We start from the raw sequence: 14,236 nt of genomic DNA, 5'->3' as shown, positions 1-14,236 counted from the left end.
TATTACTGTTGTGACGATGCGACTGACCTGTGATGTCGTGGTCGTCGGGGCCGGTGCCGTGGGTGCGGCCTGCGCGTTGTACGCCGCGCGGGCGGGTCTCGACGTGAGTGTGGTGGACCGCGGCCCGGTCGCCGGGGGCACCACCGGCGCAGGCGAGGGCAACCTGCTGGTCTCCGACAAGGCTCCCGGTCCCGAACTCGAACTGGCCCTGCTGTCCGCCCGATTGTGGGCGCGACTCGCGGAGGAGTCCGGTCCGGCGATCGAGTACGAGCCGAAGGGCGGCCTCGTCGTGGCCAAGACGCCCGGTGAACTCTCCGCACTGCACGACCTCAGCGAACGCCAACGAGCCGCGGGAGTCGACGCCGACCGGGCCGATGCCCGGGAACTGGCGGACCTGGAGCCCCACTTGGCCCCCGGTCTGGCGGGCGGGGTGCTCTACCCCCAGGACGCCCAGGTCATGCCCGCCCTCGCCGCCGCCCACCTGATCCGCGCCTCGGGGGCCCGGCTGCACCCCGGCCTGACCGTGACCGGCGTGCTGCGCGGGCCGGACGGCGCGGTACGCGGGGTCCGTACCGCCCAGGGCGACCTCCACGCCCCGGCCGTGGTGAACGCCGCCGGCACCTGGGGCGGCGAACTCGCCGCCCTGGCGGGCGTTCACCTCCCGGTCCTCCCCCGGCGCGGCTTCGTACTGGTCACCGAGCCGCTTCCGCGGGCGGTCCGGCACAAGGTGTACGCCGCCGACTACGTGGCCGACGTCGCGAGCGACTCGGCCGCGCTCCGGACCTCGCCGGTCGTCGAGGGCACCGCCGCCGGGCCGGTCCTGATCGGGGCGACCCGTGAACGGGTCGGCTTCGACCGCGCGTTGTCCCTGCCCGCCGTACGAGCGCTGGCGGCCGGCGCGATCGGCCTGTTCCCCTTCCTGGAGCGGGTGCGCGCGCTGCGGACGTACGCGGGTTTCCGGCCCTACCTGCCCGACCACCTCCCGGCGATCGGCCCCGACCCCCGCGTACCCGGACTGCTGCACGCCTGCGGACACGAGGGCGCCGGCATCGGACTGGCCACCGGGACCGGGCAGTTGATAGCGCAGGCACTGACCGGGAAAGCGACGGAACTGGATCTCGGCCCGTTCCGCCCGGACCGGTTCGGGACACCCGGGACTCCCCCGGCGACGAGAGGCGGCGAGACGCCGTGACCCCTTCGCAGCCGGCCGGGGCGCATCCGTCCGCCGCGTTCACCGTCACCTTCGACGGCCGGCCCGTGGAGGCACTGCCGGGACAGACGGTCGCGGCAGCGCTGTGGGCGGCGGGTGTGACCTCCTGGCGCGGCACACGCGTCGAGGGCCGGCCACGCGGGGTGTTCTGCGGGATCGGGGTGTGCTTCGACTGCCTGGTGACCGTCAACGGACGCCCCAACCAAAGGGCTTGTCTGGTCCCGCTCGAGCCGGGCGACGCGATCCGCACACAGGAGGGTACGGGACACGAGGATGACTGAGCGACCGCATCTCGCCGTCGTCGGGGCGGGTCCGGCGGGGCTGGCCGGTGCTCTGGCCGCGGCCGCGCGCGGCGTGCGCGTGACCCTGGTCGACGCGGCCGAGCGGGCGGGCGGCCAGATCCACCGGCAGCCCGCCGCCGCCCTGGCGGCGGGCCACCCGCCCGCACCCCGCCCCCAGGCACGCACCTGGGAACGGCTGCGGGACACGCTGGACCGGCATCGCGCCACCGGGATGATCACTCACCTGAACGATCACCATGTCTGGTGCGTGGAGCGGCTTCCCGCCTCCGGAGGGTTCGCGGTGCACGCCCTGCGCGGCGTGGCACTGGAGGAGGGGGTCACCTTACGCGCCGACGCGGTGCTGCTCTCCACCGGCGGCTACGAGCGGGTGCTGCCCTTCCCCGGCTGGACGCTCCCCGGAGTCGTCACCGCGGGCGGCGCCCAGGCCATGCTGAAGGGCCAACTGGTGGTGCCCGGCCGCACGGTCGTCGTCGCCGGCACCGGTCCGCTGCTGCTCCCCGTGGCGGCGGGGCTCGCCGAGGCGGGCGTCCGGGTGGCCGCGCTGGTGGAGTCCGCCGGCCGGAGGGCCCTGCTGCGGCAGGCTCCGGCGCTGGCCGGGCACCCCGGGAAACTCGCCGAAGGCGCCTGGTACGCGGCCCGGTTGCTGAGGTACGGGGTGCGTCCCCTGGCCCGGCACACCGTGGTCGAGGCGCACGGCGCCGACCGGCTCGAGGCGGTCACCGTCGCCGCGCTGGACCGGGACGGGCGGCTGGCGCCCGGCACCACCCGCCGCCTTCCGTGCGACGCCCTCGCGGTGGGGCACGGGATGCTGCCCCACACCGACCTGGCCGAGACGCTCGGCTGCACCCTGGCCGGGACCGACGTCCGCGTCGACCCCGAGCAGCGCACCGACGTGCCGGGCGTCTGGGCGGCCGGGGAGGCCACCGGCATCGGTGGCGCCGACCTCGCGCTCGCCGAGGGACACGTCGCCGGCCTTTCGATGGCCGCCCGCCTGCACGGCACCGCCCCGGACCCGCGCGCATGGGCCGCTGCCGCCCGGGCCCGTACCCGGCTGCGGGCGTTCTCCGCCGCGCTGGACGCGGTGTACGCGCCGCCCGCGGACTGGGCCGAGCGGATGACGGACGACACGACGGTGTGCCGTTGCGAGGAGGTCACCGCCGGGCAGGTCCGCGAGGCGGCCGGCACCCTCGGAGCCGGGGACGCGCGCACCGTGAAGCTGCTCACCCGCGCCGGAATGGGCTGGTGCCAGGGCCGGATGTGCGGCCCCGCGGTGGCCGGGCTGACCGGCTGCCCCTTCACCCCCGGACGCCGGCCGTTCGCCCGGCCGGTACCGCTCGGCGTACTGGCCGGACTGCCTGAGCCACAACCGGACTGACCGGCCCGCCCACCCCGCACCCGCACCCGCACCGTTCCGTAGACCACGACCCCACCCCCACCCCCCGCAGCCTCAGTAAAATGTCACACCCTATTCGATTGGGGACCACTCATGACGCTCCAGCAGAGCCGCCCCTGGCGCGGCGTCCTCGTGGCCACCGCGCTCCCGCTCCGCGCGGACCTCTCGGTGGACCACGACCGGTACGCCGAGCACTGCGCCTGGCTGGTAGAGAACGGCTGCGACGGTGTCGTGCCCAACGGCTCCCTCGGCGAGTACCAGGTGCTCACCCCCGAGGAGCGCGCCGAGGTCGTGAGGACGGCCGTCGCCGCGATCGGCGGCGCGCGGGTCATGCCGGGCGTCGCGGCGTACGGCTCGGCCGAGGCCCGGCGGTGGGCGGAGCAGGCGGCCGAGGCCGGCTGTGCGGCCGTGATGCTGCTGCCGCCCAACGCCTACCGCGCCGACGAGCGGTCCGTGCTGGCGCACTACGCCGAGGTCGCGCGAGCGGGTCTGCCGGTGGTGGCGTACAACAACCCGGTCGACACCAAGGTCGACCTCGTACCCGAACTCCTCGCCCGGCTGCACGGCGAGGGCCACGTCCACGGTGTCAAGGAGTTCTCCGGCGACGTCCGCCGCGCCTACCGGATCGCCGAACTCGCTCCGGACCTCGATCTGTTGATCGGTGCCGACGACGTTCTGCTGGAGCTCGCCGTGGCCGGCGCCAAGGGCTGGGTGGCCGGATACCCCAACGCGTTCCCCCGGGCCTCGGCCGAGCTGTACCGTGCCGCGACGGCCGGGGACCTGGGCGCCGCGCTTCCGCTCTACCGGCGATTGCACCCGCTGCTGCGCTGGGACTCACGGGTGGAGTTCGTGCAGGCGATCAAACTGTCCATGGACGTGGTCGGCCGGCACGGCGGGCCGGTGCGCCCTCCGCGCGTCGCGCTGCTCCCCGAGCAGGAGGTGGCCGTCCGCGCCGCCACCGAGAAGGCCGTGGCCGCGGGTCTCGCCTGACGCACCAGCCGCGGCGAGAAGCCCGACCAGCCGGACGCTACGACGCCACCACAGAGAGGCCGGAGCATGCGCAGCAAGCACGTCCTGCACGCCGTCGACTCGCACACCGAGGGCATGCCGACCCGCGTGATCACCGGCGGGATCGGCACCGTACCCGGTGCGACGACGAACGAGCGGCGGCTGTACTTCCGGGAGCACCGTGATCACATCAAGCGGTTGCTGATGAACGAGCCGCGCGGGCACTCCGCGATGAGCGGCGCGATCCTGCAGCCGCCCACCCGGCCCGACTGCGACTGGGGCGTCATCTACATCGAGGTCTCCGGCTATCTGCCGATGTGCGGGCACGGCACGATCGGCGTGGCGACCGTGCTGGTCGAGACCGGCATGGTGGAGGTGGTGGAGCCGGTGACGACCATCCGCCTCGACACCCCGGCGGGGGTCGTGGTCGCGGAGGTGACGGTGGAGGACGGAGCGGCCCGCGACGTCACCCTCCGGAACGTGCCCTCCTTCGCGGTGGCCCTGGACCGCGAGGCCACCCTCCCCGACGGCCGCACCGTCACCTACGACCTCGCCTACGGCGGCAACTTCTACGCCATCCTCCCGCTCGACGCCTTCGGCCTGCCCTTCGACCGCGACCGCAAGGACGACATCCTGGCGGCCGGCCTCGCGCTGATGCGGGCGATCAACGCGGAGGCGGAGCCGGTGCACCCCGAGGACCCGTCGATCCGCGGCTGCCACCACGTCCATCTGCACGCGCCGGACGCGACCGCCCGCCGCTCGCGGCACGCGATGGTCATCCACCCGGGCTGGTTCGACCGCTCCCCCTGCGGGACGGGGACCAGTGCGCGCATGGCGCAGTTGCACGCGCGGGGCGAACTGCCGTTGCACACCGAGTTCGTGAACGAGTCCTTCATCGGCACCCACTTCACGGGCCGGCTGCTCGGCACCACCCGGGTCGGCCGGTTCCCCGCCGTGCTGCCGAGTTTCACCGGCCGCGCCTGGATCACCGGCACCGCCCAGTACCTGCTCGATCCGGCCGACCCCTTCCCGGAGGGGTTCGTCCTCTAGACTTCGATGATGCGTGACATGGCACAGATACCGCAGGACGCGGACGCACCCGCGCTCCCCCGCCTCGGCGGCCGGCGGAGCAGCTACCGCGAGCGGGTCGCCGACGCGCTGCGGGCCGCGCTGATCGCGGGCGAACTGCGGCCGGGGCAGGTCTACTCGGCGCCCTCGCTGGCGGCCCGCTTCGGAGTGTCGGCGACGCCGGTGCGCGAGGCCATGCTGGACCTGGCCAAGGAGGGCCTGGTCGACACGGTGCCGAACAAGGGCTTCCGGGTCACCGCGGTCTCCGAGCGGCAGCTCGACGAGTACACGCACATCCGCGCCCTGATCGAGACACCCACCGTGGTGGACCTGGCCCGGACGGCCGACCGGGTCTCCCTGGAGGCGTTGCGCCCGGCGGCCCGGGAGATCGTCGCCGCGGCCGCGGCCGGCGACCTGATCGCCTACGTCGAGGCGGACAACCGTTTCCACCTCGGCCTGCTCGCCCTGGCCGGCAACGCCCACCTGGTGGAGGTGGTCGCGGACCTGCGTGGCCGCTCCCGGCTCTACGGACTGACGTCCCTGGTGGAGGCGGGCCGGCTGCTCGCCTCCGCCGAGGAACACCTCGAACTCCTGGACGCACTGCTGGAGCGGGACGAGAAGGCCGTGCGCGAGGTCATGACCCGGCACCTGGGCCATGTACGCGGCCTGTGGGCGGCGGCCGGCGACTGAAGCCGCCGGGCCGCGGAGCGGACCCGAAGCCGCAAGACCCCATGAAATGACCGAAGGGCCGTATCGGATCACTCCGACACGCCCCCTGACCTGCGTGCTCACAAGTCGGGACGATGCCCTGATCGCCATCCGGCACAGGGGTGCAACCTTGCATGTCAGGACATGGTCTGTTCTCCAGCGGGCTCGGCTGCCTCGTCGAGCCGTGAGTTTTTGCGGCTGTAGAGGAGGTAGACGACCAGGGCCAGGGTCAGCCAGCCTCCGAAGAGGAGGTAGGTGTCGAGCGGCAGTTCGTACATGAGGTAGGCGCAGGCCAGGATCGACAGGACGGGGACCACGGGGTAGCCGGGGACCCGGAAGCCGCGGTCGAGGTCCGGGGCGGTGCGGCGCAGGATCATCACGCCGAGCGAGACGACGGCGAAGGCCGCGAGGGTGCCCATGCTGGTGAGGTCGGCCAGCAGGTCGAGGGGGAACACCGCCGCGAGGAGCGCGACGAAGCCGCCGGTCAGGAGGGTGGCGACGGCTGGGGTGCCGCTGCGCGGGCTGACGCGGCGGAACATCGAGGGCAGCATGCCGTCGCGGCCCATGGTGTAGAGGATGCGGCTCTGCCCGTACAGCACGACGAGGGTGACGCTGACGAGGGAGAGCACCGCCCCGGCGGAGAGCAGGACGGCGGGCCACCCCGCCCCGGTGATGTCGCCGAGGATGGCGGAGAGACCTGCCTCCTGTCCGGCGAAGGCCGTCCAGGGCTGGGCGCCGACGCCCACGACGGCCACCAGGATGTACAGGGTGGTGACCACGATCAGGGCGCCGACGATGGCCAGGGGCAGGGTGCGGCGGGGGTTGCGGACCTCTTCGCCGGCGGTGGAGACCGCGTCGAGGCCGATGAAGGCGAAGAAGACGGTGGCTGCGGCGGTACTGATGCCGGCCGTGCCCATGGGGGCGAAGGGCCGCAGGTTCGCGGAGTCGAAACCTGTGGTGCCGACGACGATGAACAGGACGAGCACACCGAGCTTGATCAGCACCATGACGGTGTTGACGAGCGCCGATTCCTTGGCGCCTCGGACCAGGAGCAGGCAGCACAGGCCCACGAGGACGACGCCTGGCAGATTGATGTATCCGCCTGCGCCCGGCGGGGCGGATATCGCGTCGGGCATCTGGAAGCCGAAGAGGCGCTGGGTGAGGTCGTTGAGGTACTGGCCCCAGCTCACCGCGATGGCGGCGCCGGATACGGCGTACTCCAGCAGCAGGCACCAGCCGACGGCCCAGGCCGCGAACTCGCCAAGGGTGGCGTACGCGTAGGAGTACGAGGAGCCGGACACCGGCACCGCCGAGGCCAGTTCGGCGTAGCAGAGCGCGGTGAGGGCCGCGGCGACGGCGGCGAGGGCGAAGGACACGATCACGGCCGGTCCGGCTTCCGGAACCGCGCTGCCGAGGAGGAAGAAGACTCCGGTGCCGATCGTGGCGCCGATCCCGATCATCGTGAGCTGGAAGGGACCCAGGGTCCGGCGCAGACCGCCGCCTTCCGGCTCGCTGGTGAAGGTGTGCAAGGGCTTGCGTCTGAAGAGCTGCTGACGCAGCGTCGGCCGAAGTGACATCGGAACTCCTTCAAGGGGCGGGCGGTGACGGCCTTCGTGGGAGGGCGGTTCTTGGGCTGGTCGGGTCCGAGCCGGGTCGGTCAGGCACTCAGGGGAGGTCGCGGCGTGTCAGGTCGCTGTACGTCTCCCGGCGGACCACGGCCCGCGCCTCACCGCTCTGGCAGAAGACGACGGGGGGCCGCAGCGCGCCGTTGTAGTTGTTGCTGAGGGAGAAGCAGTAGGCGCCGGTGGCCGGTACGGCGATCAGGTCGCCGGGACGCGGGTCGCGCAGGGGCACGCCGGCGCTGAGGGTGTCGCCGGACTCGCAGTGCCTGCCCACCAAGTGGTGAGGTTCGCCGCCGCCCACGCGGGTGGCGATGGTGGCTTCGAAGCGCTGCCCGTACAGGGCGACTTCGAGGTTGTCCGCCATCCCGCCGTCGACGGCGGCGAAGACCGGTTCGCCATGCTTGACGGTGACCACCCGGTAGAGTGTCACCCCGGCCTCAGCGACCATCGACCGGCCGGGCTCGATGATGATCTCCGCGTCGGAGGGCAGCACCTTCCTGGCCGTCCCCACCAAGGTGTCCAGGTACTCCTCGATGGTGGGCGGCCGGTCTTCGTAGGTGTAGCGGGCGCCGAGCCCGCCTCCCAGGTCGTAGACGGCGAACGTGCCGAGACCGGCGACGGCTTCCACGGCCTGGGCGAACGGGTCGGTGTCGAGGATCTGGGATCCGATGTGGACGTGTACACCGTCCAGCCTGAGCCGGTCACTCGCGCGCAGCCGGGCGATCGCCTCGCGCGCCTCGTGCAGGGTCAGGCCGAACTTCGAACCCTCCTGCCCGGTGGAGACCGCGGCATGGGTGTCAGGGCGGATCCCCGGCGTCACCCGGACAAGCACGGGCTGTTCACCGGTGACGATCCACTCCAGCCGGTCGATGTCGTCGAGGTTGTCGATGACGATCAACCCGGCGCCGGCTTCCACCGCCATCCGCAGTTCGGCATCGGTCTTGGCGTTGCCGTGCACCACCAGCGAAGCCGGGTCGACCCCGCCAGCCAGGGCCAGGGCCAGCTCGCCGCCGCCCGCGACGTCGATGCTCAGTCCTTCCTCCGCCAGCAGCCGGTACACGGCCGTGCACGGGAAGGCCTTGGAGGCGAACGCAACACGTGACTTCTCCCAGCGGGCTGCGAGACCGTCCGCGTACCGGCGGGCGCGGTGGCGCAGTGCTGCCTCGTCGACGATCAGCGCCGGGGTACCGAATCGCTCCGCGAGCTCGGTCACCCGACAGCCCCCGATCATGAGCTCACCGCCAGGAGTGAGCTCCGTGCCCGGCGGAAACAGCCCGAGGAGTGCTTCCTGGGACGGCGGGACGGCGGCTGGTGCGAGCGCGACGGACATGATCTTCCTCCACGGGTGTGATACGGCCGGCCCCGAGCTCGGGGCCGGCCGGTCGCACCATGCTGGAGGCCGCCACCCCTCCCCCGCCTTGTCCCGATCGCCTACGATCCGGCCATGACATGGTCGGATCTGACAATCCCGGACAGCGGCTACGGCGAGGAGCTGTTCGCCCTCGCCGACGCCATCGCCGCGGTCATCGGCGGCTCTGTGGCCATCGAGGACCTCGACACCCGCGTCCTCGCCTACTCCACGGTGCCGGGTGGCCGCATCGACGAGCTGCGCCGCCAGGGCATCCTCGGCCGGCGCGTCCCCGCCCAGGCCGGCTCGCAGGGCGGAGGACAGCTGCGCCAGTACCGTGAGGTGCTGGCCGCCACGGGCGTCGTACGCCTCCCACCCCTGGCCGACACAGAACTGCCGCGCGCCGCCGTCGCCATCCGCGCGGGCGACCTCCCGCTCGGGACGATCTGGGCGATCGAAGACCACACCCCGCTCAACCTGGCCGGAGAGCAGGCGCTGCTGGACGGCGCCCGGACCGCCGCCCTGCACATGCTCCGCCGCCGTGGGGCCGCCGCACTGGAACTCCACTCCCGCGACCAGGCACTGCGAGCGGCTCTGGACGGCAACGCACGGGCGCAGGAGACTGCCTACCGCCTCGGTCTGCCGGTGGGCGCACCGCTGCTGCTGATCGGTTTCGCCCCAGCCGGCGCACCCCCGGAGGTGCAGGCGGTGCTCACTCGGTTGGGAGGGGACCTGGGCCGGCACTGGTCGGCGGTACGCCCCTCGGCCGCGGTCGCCACCGCCCCCGGCGCCGTCTACACCCTGCTGCCCGGTGAGGACTCGGAATCGGGACGGCGCCTGGCCGCACAGGCTCTCGCCGCCGTCACTTGGCCCCGCACCCCGCCGCCGCGTGCCGCCCTCAGCGAATCCGCCACGGGGCTGTCCGAGCTGGCCGAGCTACGTGCGGAGGTCGACAACGTACTCCGCGTAACCACCAGCGATCCCGACGCACCGCCGGTCGCGGCCCTGACCGACGTCCACGCCCGGGTCCTGCTCGCACACCTGGCGGACGAACTCGCCCGCCGGCCGAGGCTGCGCCACCAGGGCATCGAGGCGATGCTCGAACACGACCGCACCCACCACACCCACTACGCGGCGTCCGTGGCCGCCTGGCTGGACTCCGTCGGCAACATCAGCGACGCGGCAGGGCGCCTGACCATCCACCAGAACACCCTCAAATACCGGCTACGCCGCAGCCGCGAACTGTTCGGCCTCGACCTGGACGACCCGGACACCCGTCTCTCCAGCTGGCTCCAGCTCCGCATCGCAACCAGCAACGCAGGCCGCTCTCAGTCCTAGCGCGCCGGCAGACAGCCGGTCACCGAGGCGCACGGTGGGGAGTAGCCCTCCGGCCATCCAAGCCGCTCAGCCGCCGCGATCGAGATCCGGACCATTCCCGGATCAGCGTCTGTCCAACGCACGCCACAGCCACCATCCCGCAGGTCAACGTCGGTGCGGGCCCTGTACTACCAGCACACGAGGAATCTGCCGGAGGCCTCCGGAGGGGGGCCTTGGCGCCCGGACAAGGGAATCACGCTGGTCACGGCGCCTCCAGTGGGCGTGGTGGTCGCGGGCGAAGCCCTCGGCCTCCCCTGGGACGACGTCCACCTATCGGAACACGTCCTCTACGTACGCTGCACCCTCTCCGCCATTGACAACAACCGCCTCGTCATCACCACGCCGAAGACCTGATCCAGCCGCGGCTGGGCCGCCAACTCACCCCGCGTCGCCACCGCCCTCCGGCATCGCGCCAAGACGATGCCCCGAACGCGCGGCTACCCTGACGATCCGTTCGCCGGACTCGTCTTCCGCCAGCCCGACGGCCGTCCTCTCGGACCACACGGGGTTCTGGACCGACTGCTGAAGCCGGCGTCCCCAGGATCGCGGTGCACGACCTGCGCCACTCCACCCTGTCGACGACAGCCAACATCTACAGCCACCTCACCCAAGCAGCCCGAAAAGCCGTCGACACCATCGGCCACACCCTCACCGGAGCCGAGAAGGCCAACCACCCAAAGGGCCGTGCGGCGTGGCTGCGACCACCACGCGACCACATCCACCGGCTCCGCGAGGCTGTCCGCCGACTCCGCTCCCCCGTGCCGCCGGCCTTCAGCGCTACGGCCGACCGGCCACGGAGTGGACGTGCGACCACACTGCGACCACCATGGCTCCGGACGCACGAAAGGCCGCCCTCTCATTAGCGAGAGAACGGCCTCCAACCTGCGTAAACGCTGGTCGGGACGACAGGATTTGAACCTGCGACCCCTTGACCCCCAGTCAAGTGCGCTACCAAGCTGCGCCACGTCCCGTTGCCCTCCCACGCGGTCCTGCCGCGTGATCACGCAGGTCAAACCCTACCGCACCCGGGCGGGTGCCCTCACCTCCCGCGTCCGACCGGGGGCGGCTGTGGTCGCGTCGGCCGCAGGTGGCGCCACGAAGCGTCGGCCGTGTGCGGCGCGACGGAGTGTCCGTCTTCCGGGCCCGATGCCGCACACACTGTCGACGGCCGCGCGGCGGCCCCGCTGGTTAGGGTCGCCGCATGACGCACAGCTTCGCTCTCCACGTTCCCGACGCCGAACTCGAACCCGAGCCGCTCGACCCGGAGCAGATCGTCTCCGGGAACCCGGAGGTGACGGGGAAGGTGTTGTGGGAGTCGGCGGACCGCCGGCAGATCCGCGGGGTCTGGCAGATCACGCCGGGCGTGGTCACCGACACCGAGGCGGACGAGCTGTTCGTGGTGATCAGCGGGTCCGCGACGATCGAGGTGGAGGGCGGACCCACGCTGCGGGTGGGACCCGGCGACCTGGCCGTGCTGGGCGCGGGCGACCGTACGACGTGGACCGTGCACGAGACGCTGCGCAAGGCCTACGCGATCAATCTCTGAGGGGCGCCGTGCGGGGGCCGGCCGGCCGCGTCCGATTGACACGCTGACCATGTCCGCACAAAGGTGACCTGGACAGGGGTTGAACCGGTCCAGGCATGAGCAGAGGTGCTGTCATGGTGGATGCGCTCGGTGTCGCCGTCGTCGGTTTCGGCTGGATGGGGCGGGTGCACACCCAGGCGTACGCCCGTGTCGGGCACCACTATCCGCAACTGCCGCTGCGCCCCGAGCTGTTGACGGTCGCCGAGGAGGTGCCGGGCCGGGCCGAGGAGGCCGCCGAGCGGTTCGGGTTCGCCCGTGCCACCCGCGACTGGCGCGAGGTGGCCGCCGACCCGCGGGTGCGGGCCGTGAGCGTCACCGTGCCGAACTTCCTGCACCGGGAGATCGGGGCGGCGATGGCCGAGGCCGGCAAGCACCTGTGGATCGAGAAACCGGTGGGGCTGACCGGTGCGGACGCCCGTGCCGTCGCCGAGGCGGTCGCGGGGGCCGGCGTCCAGGGCACGGTCGGCTTCAACTACCGCAACGCTCCCGCCGTGGAGGCCGCCCGCGACCTGATCGCCGGCGGGGAGATCGGCGCGGTCACCCATGCCCGCATCCGCCTGTTCAGCGACTACGCCGCCCATCCCGACGGTGCTCTGACCTGGCGTTACGAGCGTGCGCGCGGTGGCAGCGGAGTGCTCGGCGACCTGGCCTCGCACGGCGCGGACCTGGCCCGCTTCCTGCTCGGCGACATCACCTCCCTGATCGCCGACACGGCCGTCTTCGTGCCCGAGCGCGCCCGTCCGGCAGGTGCCACCGCCGGACACGCGCGGGCCCTCGGCGGTGAGCCGGGTCCGGTCGAGAACGAGGACTACGTCGGCTGTCTGCTGCGGTTCGCCTGCGGCGCCCGCGGGGTACTGGAGGCCTGCCGGGTCTCGGTCGGCGAGCAGAACGCCTACGGCTTCGAGGTGCACGGCACGCGGGGCGCGGTCTTCTGGGACTTCCGCAGGATGAACGAGCTGGGGGTGAGCCGCGGCACGACGTACCAGGACCAGCCGGTGAGCACGGTGTACGTCGGCCCGGACGCCGGTGAGTTCGCCGCGTTCCAGCCGGGCGCGGCCAACGCCATGGGCTACGACGACCTGAAGGTCATCGAGGCGTACCGCTTCCTGCGCTCCGTCGCCGAGGGCAGGCCCTACGGCGCCACCCTCGCGGACGCGGTGCGCGGGGCCGCGGTGCTGGACGCCATGGTGGCGTCCGCCGAGAGACGGACGTGGGTCGACCTGCCGCCAGGGCCGGTGGTCGGTTGAGACCGGAACGGAACGCACCGGCGCGGCCTCGACCGGCACGCCCCCTCGCACCACCGCACCCAAGGAGCTGCCCCCTCATGCGCATCGGAATCCTCGGCCTCGGCCGCATCGGCGCCTTCCACGCCGAGACCCTCTCGGGGCTGGACGTCGTCGAATCTCTCGTCGTCGCCGACCCGTTCGCCGAAGCGGCGCGGGCCGCCGCCGAGCGGTTCGGCGCCCGGATCGCGGATTCGCCGGAGGCACTGCTCGCGGCCGGGGTGGACGGTCTGGTCGTCGCGGCGGCGACGGCCGCCCATCCGGCGCTGATCCGGGCCGGGGTCGAGGCCGGCGTCCCGGTGTTCTGCGAGAAGCCGGTCGCCCGCACCATGGCGGAGGGCCTGGAGGTGCTCAAGGCCGTCCGGGGCGGCGAGGTGCCGGTGCAGATCGGCTTCAACCGCCGGTTCGACGCGGGTTTCACGGCCGCCCGGGCGGCGGTGCGCAGCGGTGAGCTGGGCAAGCTGCACTCGGTCCGCTGCACGACCCTGGACCCCGCGCCGCCGCCCGCCGCGTACATCGCCGCCTCCGGCGGCATCTTCCGGGACTGCTCCGTCCACGACTTCGACGTCCTGCGCTGGGTGACCGGCCGCGAGGTCACCGAGGTGTACGCGGCCGGCGGCAACCGCGGTGCCGGTCACATCAGGGAGGCGGGCGACGCGGACACCGTCGGCGCGATCCTCACCCTGGACGACGGCACACTCGCGGTGGTCTCCAACTCCCGTCACAACGCCCGCGGTTACGACGTCCGGATGGAGCTGCTCGGCTTCGCGGACTCCCTCGCGGTCGGCCTGGAGGACAAGCTGCCGCTACGCTCGGCCGAACCCGGGGTGACCTTCCCGTCCGGCACCCCGCACGACTTCTTCATGGACCGCTTCGCCTCCGCCTACCGCGCCGAACTCGCGGCGTTCACGGACGTGGTGGCCGGCGCCCTCCCCTCCCCCTGCACGGTCGAGGACGCCCTGGAGGCGGGCTGGATCGCCGAGGCGTGCACCCTGTCCCTCCGCGAGCACCGTCCGGTGACGGTCGCGGAGGTGCGGGCCGGCTGACCGCGCCGCGCCCGCTCGGGCTCCCGCCGAGTCGCCCGCGGCTCAGAGGCAGTAGCGGACCAGCCATTCGTCGGGGTCGTATGCGTCGCGTGCCGGGTCCCTCGGCGCGGCGGGGCGTGTCTCCACCGTGTCCTCGGGCCGGACCCGCTCCGGGAGCGTGCCGAACCGGGCGCGGCGGGCGGTCGCGGCGGTGTCCGGCACCGGCTCCCGTTCCGCCCTCCGTCGCTCGCCGCTCACGTTCGCCTCGTGCGTCTCGTGCGTCTCGTTCGTCAACTCGGCCTCCCCG

14 protein-coding genes and 1 tRNA gene are annotated in these 14,236 nt (G+C 72.8%); 11 read left to right on the top strand and 4 right to left on the bottom strand.

Annotated features, from left to right (window positions below; all coding sequences use genetic code 11):
- Nucleotides 1-10 precede the first annotated feature (10 nt).
- The 6 genes from ACZ6B1_RS02115 to ACZ6B1_RS02090 all read left to right on the top strand — a co-directional run bounded on the left by ACZ6B1_RS02115 (nt 11) and on the right by ACZ6B1_RS02090 (nt 5,671).
- Nucleotides 11-1,192 (top strand): NAD(P)/FAD-dependent oxidoreductase, encoded by a 1,182-nt coding sequence (locus tag ACZ6B1_RS02115; RefSeq protein WP_468774084.1) that lies wholly within the window; start codon nt 11-13, stop codon nt 1,190-1,192.
- Complete coding sequence (locus ACZ6B1_RS02110) at nt 1,189-1,491, top strand: (2Fe-2S)-binding protein (protein ID WP_468774082.1); 303 nt, start codon at nt 1,189-1,191, stop codon at nt 1,489-1,491. The genes ACZ6B1_RS02115 and ACZ6B1_RS02110 overlap by 4 nt, the downstream gene beginning before the upstream one ends.
- Nucleotides 1,484-2,887 (top strand): FAD/NAD(P)-dependent oxidoreductase, encoded by a 1,404-nt coding sequence (locus ACZ6B1_RS02105; protein WP_468774080.1) that lies wholly within the window; start codon nt 1,484-1,486, stop codon nt 2,885-2,887. The genes ACZ6B1_RS02110 and ACZ6B1_RS02105 overlap by 8 nt, the downstream gene beginning before the upstream one ends.
- Nucleotides 2,888-2,998: 111 nt before the next feature.
- Nucleotides 2,999-3,895 carry a dihydrodipicolinate synthase family protein gene (locus ACZ6B1_RS02100; RefSeq protein ID WP_468774078.1) on the top strand — a complete coding sequence of 299 codons (897 nt, stop codon included), beginning with the start codon at nt 2,999-3,001 and terminating at the stop codon, nt 3,893-3,895.
- A gap of 66 nt (nt 3,896-3,961) precedes the next feature.
- Nucleotides 3,962-4,963 (top strand): proline racemase family protein, encoded by a 1,002-nt coding sequence (locus ACZ6B1_RS02095; RefSeq protein WP_468774075.1) that lies wholly within the window; start codon nt 3,962-3,964, stop codon nt 4,961-4,963.
- A 6-nt stretch (nt 4,964-4,969) separates the two neighbouring features.
- Nucleotides 4,970-5,671 (top strand): GntR family transcriptional regulator, encoded by a 702-nt coding sequence (locus ACZ6B1_RS02090; protein ID WP_468774073.1) that lies wholly within the window; start codon nt 4,970-4,972, stop codon nt 5,669-5,671.
- A gap of 155 nt (nt 5,672-5,826) precedes the next feature.
- Here ACZ6B1_RS02090 and ACZ6B1_RS02085 read toward each other — a convergent pair whose 3' ends face one another.
- On the bottom strand, nt 5,827-7,266 hold the full coding sequence (locus tag ACZ6B1_RS02085; protein WP_468774071.1) for an APC family permease: 1,440 nt from the start codon (nt 7,264-7,266) through the stop codon (nt 5,827-5,829).
- Between the two features lie 88 nt (nt 7,267-7,354).
- Entirely contained in the window at nt 7,355-8,641 is a 1,287-nt protein-coding gene (gene lysA, locus ACZ6B1_RS02080; protein ID WP_468774069.1) for a diaminopimelate decarboxylase, read from the bottom strand.
- A gap of 114 nt (nt 8,642-8,755) precedes the next feature.
- On the opposite strand from lysA, the gene ACZ6B1_RS02075 reads away from it, so the two are divergent.
- Nucleotides 8,756-9,997 (top strand): PucR family transcriptional regulator, encoded by a 1,242-nt coding sequence (locus tag ACZ6B1_RS02075; protein ID WP_468774067.1) that lies wholly within the window; start codon nt 8,756-8,758, stop codon nt 9,995-9,997.
- 264 nt (nt 9,998-10,261) lie between these two features.
- The gene (locus tag ACZ6B1_RS02070; RefSeq protein WP_468774065.1) at nt 10,262-10,390 is read left to right on the top strand and encodes a hypothetical protein; all 129 of its coding nucleotides are present in this window, start codon (nt 10,262-10,264) and stop codon (nt 10,388-10,390) included.
- Between the two features lie 540 nt (nt 10,391-10,930).
- On the opposite strand, the gene ACZ6B1_RS02065 is transcribed toward ACZ6B1_RS02070, so the two are convergent.
- Nucleotides 10,931-11,007, bottom strand: a tRNA-Pro gene (locus tag ACZ6B1_RS02065).
- Nucleotides 11,008-11,237: 230 nt separating this feature from the next.
- Here ACZ6B1_RS02065 and ACZ6B1_RS02060 point away from each other — a divergent pair.
- From ACZ6B1_RS02060 to ACZ6B1_RS02050, 3 genes are all read left to right on the top strand, one after another.
- Nucleotides 11,238-11,582 carry a cupin domain-containing protein gene (locus ACZ6B1_RS02060; RefSeq protein ID WP_468774063.1) on the top strand — a complete coding sequence of 115 codons (345 nt, stop codon included), beginning with the start codon at nt 11,238-11,240 and terminating at the stop codon, nt 11,580-11,582.
- A 113-nt stretch (nt 11,583-11,695) separates the two neighbouring features.
- Complete coding sequence (locus ACZ6B1_RS02055; protein ID WP_468774061.1) at nt 11,696-12,868, top strand: Gfo/Idh/MocA family protein; 1,173 nt, start codon at nt 11,696-11,698, stop codon at nt 12,866-12,868.
- A gap of 77 nt (nt 12,869-12,945) precedes the next feature.
- Entirely contained in the window at nt 12,946-13,950 is a 1,005-nt protein-coding gene (locus ACZ6B1_RS02050) for a Gfo/Idh/MocA family protein (RefSeq protein ID WP_468774059.1), read from the top strand.
- A 42-nt stretch (nt 13,951-13,992) separates the two neighbouring features.
- Here ACZ6B1_RS02050 and ACZ6B1_RS02045 read toward each other — a convergent pair whose 3' ends face one another.
- Nucleotides 13,993-14,223, bottom strand: coding sequence for a hypothetical protein (locus tag ACZ6B1_RS02045; RefSeq protein ID WP_468776071.1), 231 nt, complete (start codon nt 14,221-14,223; stop codon nt 13,993-13,995).
- Nucleotides 14,224-14,236 lie beyond the last annotated feature (13 nt).

The organism is Streptomyces sp. NPDC041129, assembly GCF_055592265.1.
The sequence above is the reverse complement of the archived record's forward strand: the minus strand, read 5'-3'. Positions and strand labels throughout refer to the sequence as shown.

What these genes read in the sequence shown, in the direction of transcription:
- ACZ6B1_RS02105 (WP_468774080.1), top strand. Translation starts at nt 1,484, where the DNA reads ATGACTGAGCGACCGCATCTCGCCGTCGTCGGGGCGGGTCCGGCGGGG.
- ACZ6B1_RS02100 (WP_468774078.1), top strand. Translation starts at nt 2,999, where the DNA reads ATGACGCTCCAGCAGAGCCGCCCCTGGCGCGGCGTCCTCGTGGCCACC.
- ACZ6B1_RS02095 (WP_468774075.1), top strand. Translation starts at nt 3,962, where the DNA reads ATGCGCAGCAAGCACGTCCTGCACGCCGTCGACTCGCACACCGAGGGC.
- ACZ6B1_RS02090 (WP_468774073.1), top strand. Translation starts at nt 4,970, where the DNA reads ATGATGCGTGACATGGCACAGATACCGCAGGACGCGGACGCACCCGCG.
- ACZ6B1_RS02085 (WP_468774071.1), bottom strand. Translation starts at nt 7,266, where the DNA reads ATGTCACTTCGGCCGACGCTGCGTCAGCAGCTCTTCAGACGCAAGCCC.
- lysA (WP_468774069.1), bottom strand. Translation starts at nt 8,641, where the DNA reads ATGTCCGTCGCGCTCGCACCAGCCGCCGTCCCGCCGTCCCAGGAAGCA.
- ACZ6B1_RS02075 (WP_468774067.1), top strand. Translation starts at nt 8,756, where the DNA reads ATGACATGGTCGGATCTGACAATCCCGGACAGCGGCTACGGCGAGGAG.
- ACZ6B1_RS02060 (WP_468774063.1), top strand. Translation starts at nt 11,238, where the DNA reads ATGACGCACAGCTTCGCTCTCCACGTTCCCGACGCCGAACTCGAACCC.
- ACZ6B1_RS02055 (WP_468774061.1), top strand. Translation starts at nt 11,696, where the DNA reads ATGGTGGATGCGCTCGGTGTCGCCGTCGTCGGTTTCGGCTGGATGGGG.
- ACZ6B1_RS02050 (WP_468774059.1), top strand. Translation starts at nt 12,946, where the DNA reads ATGCGCATCGGAATCCTCGGCCTCGGCCGCATCGGCGCCTTCCACGCC.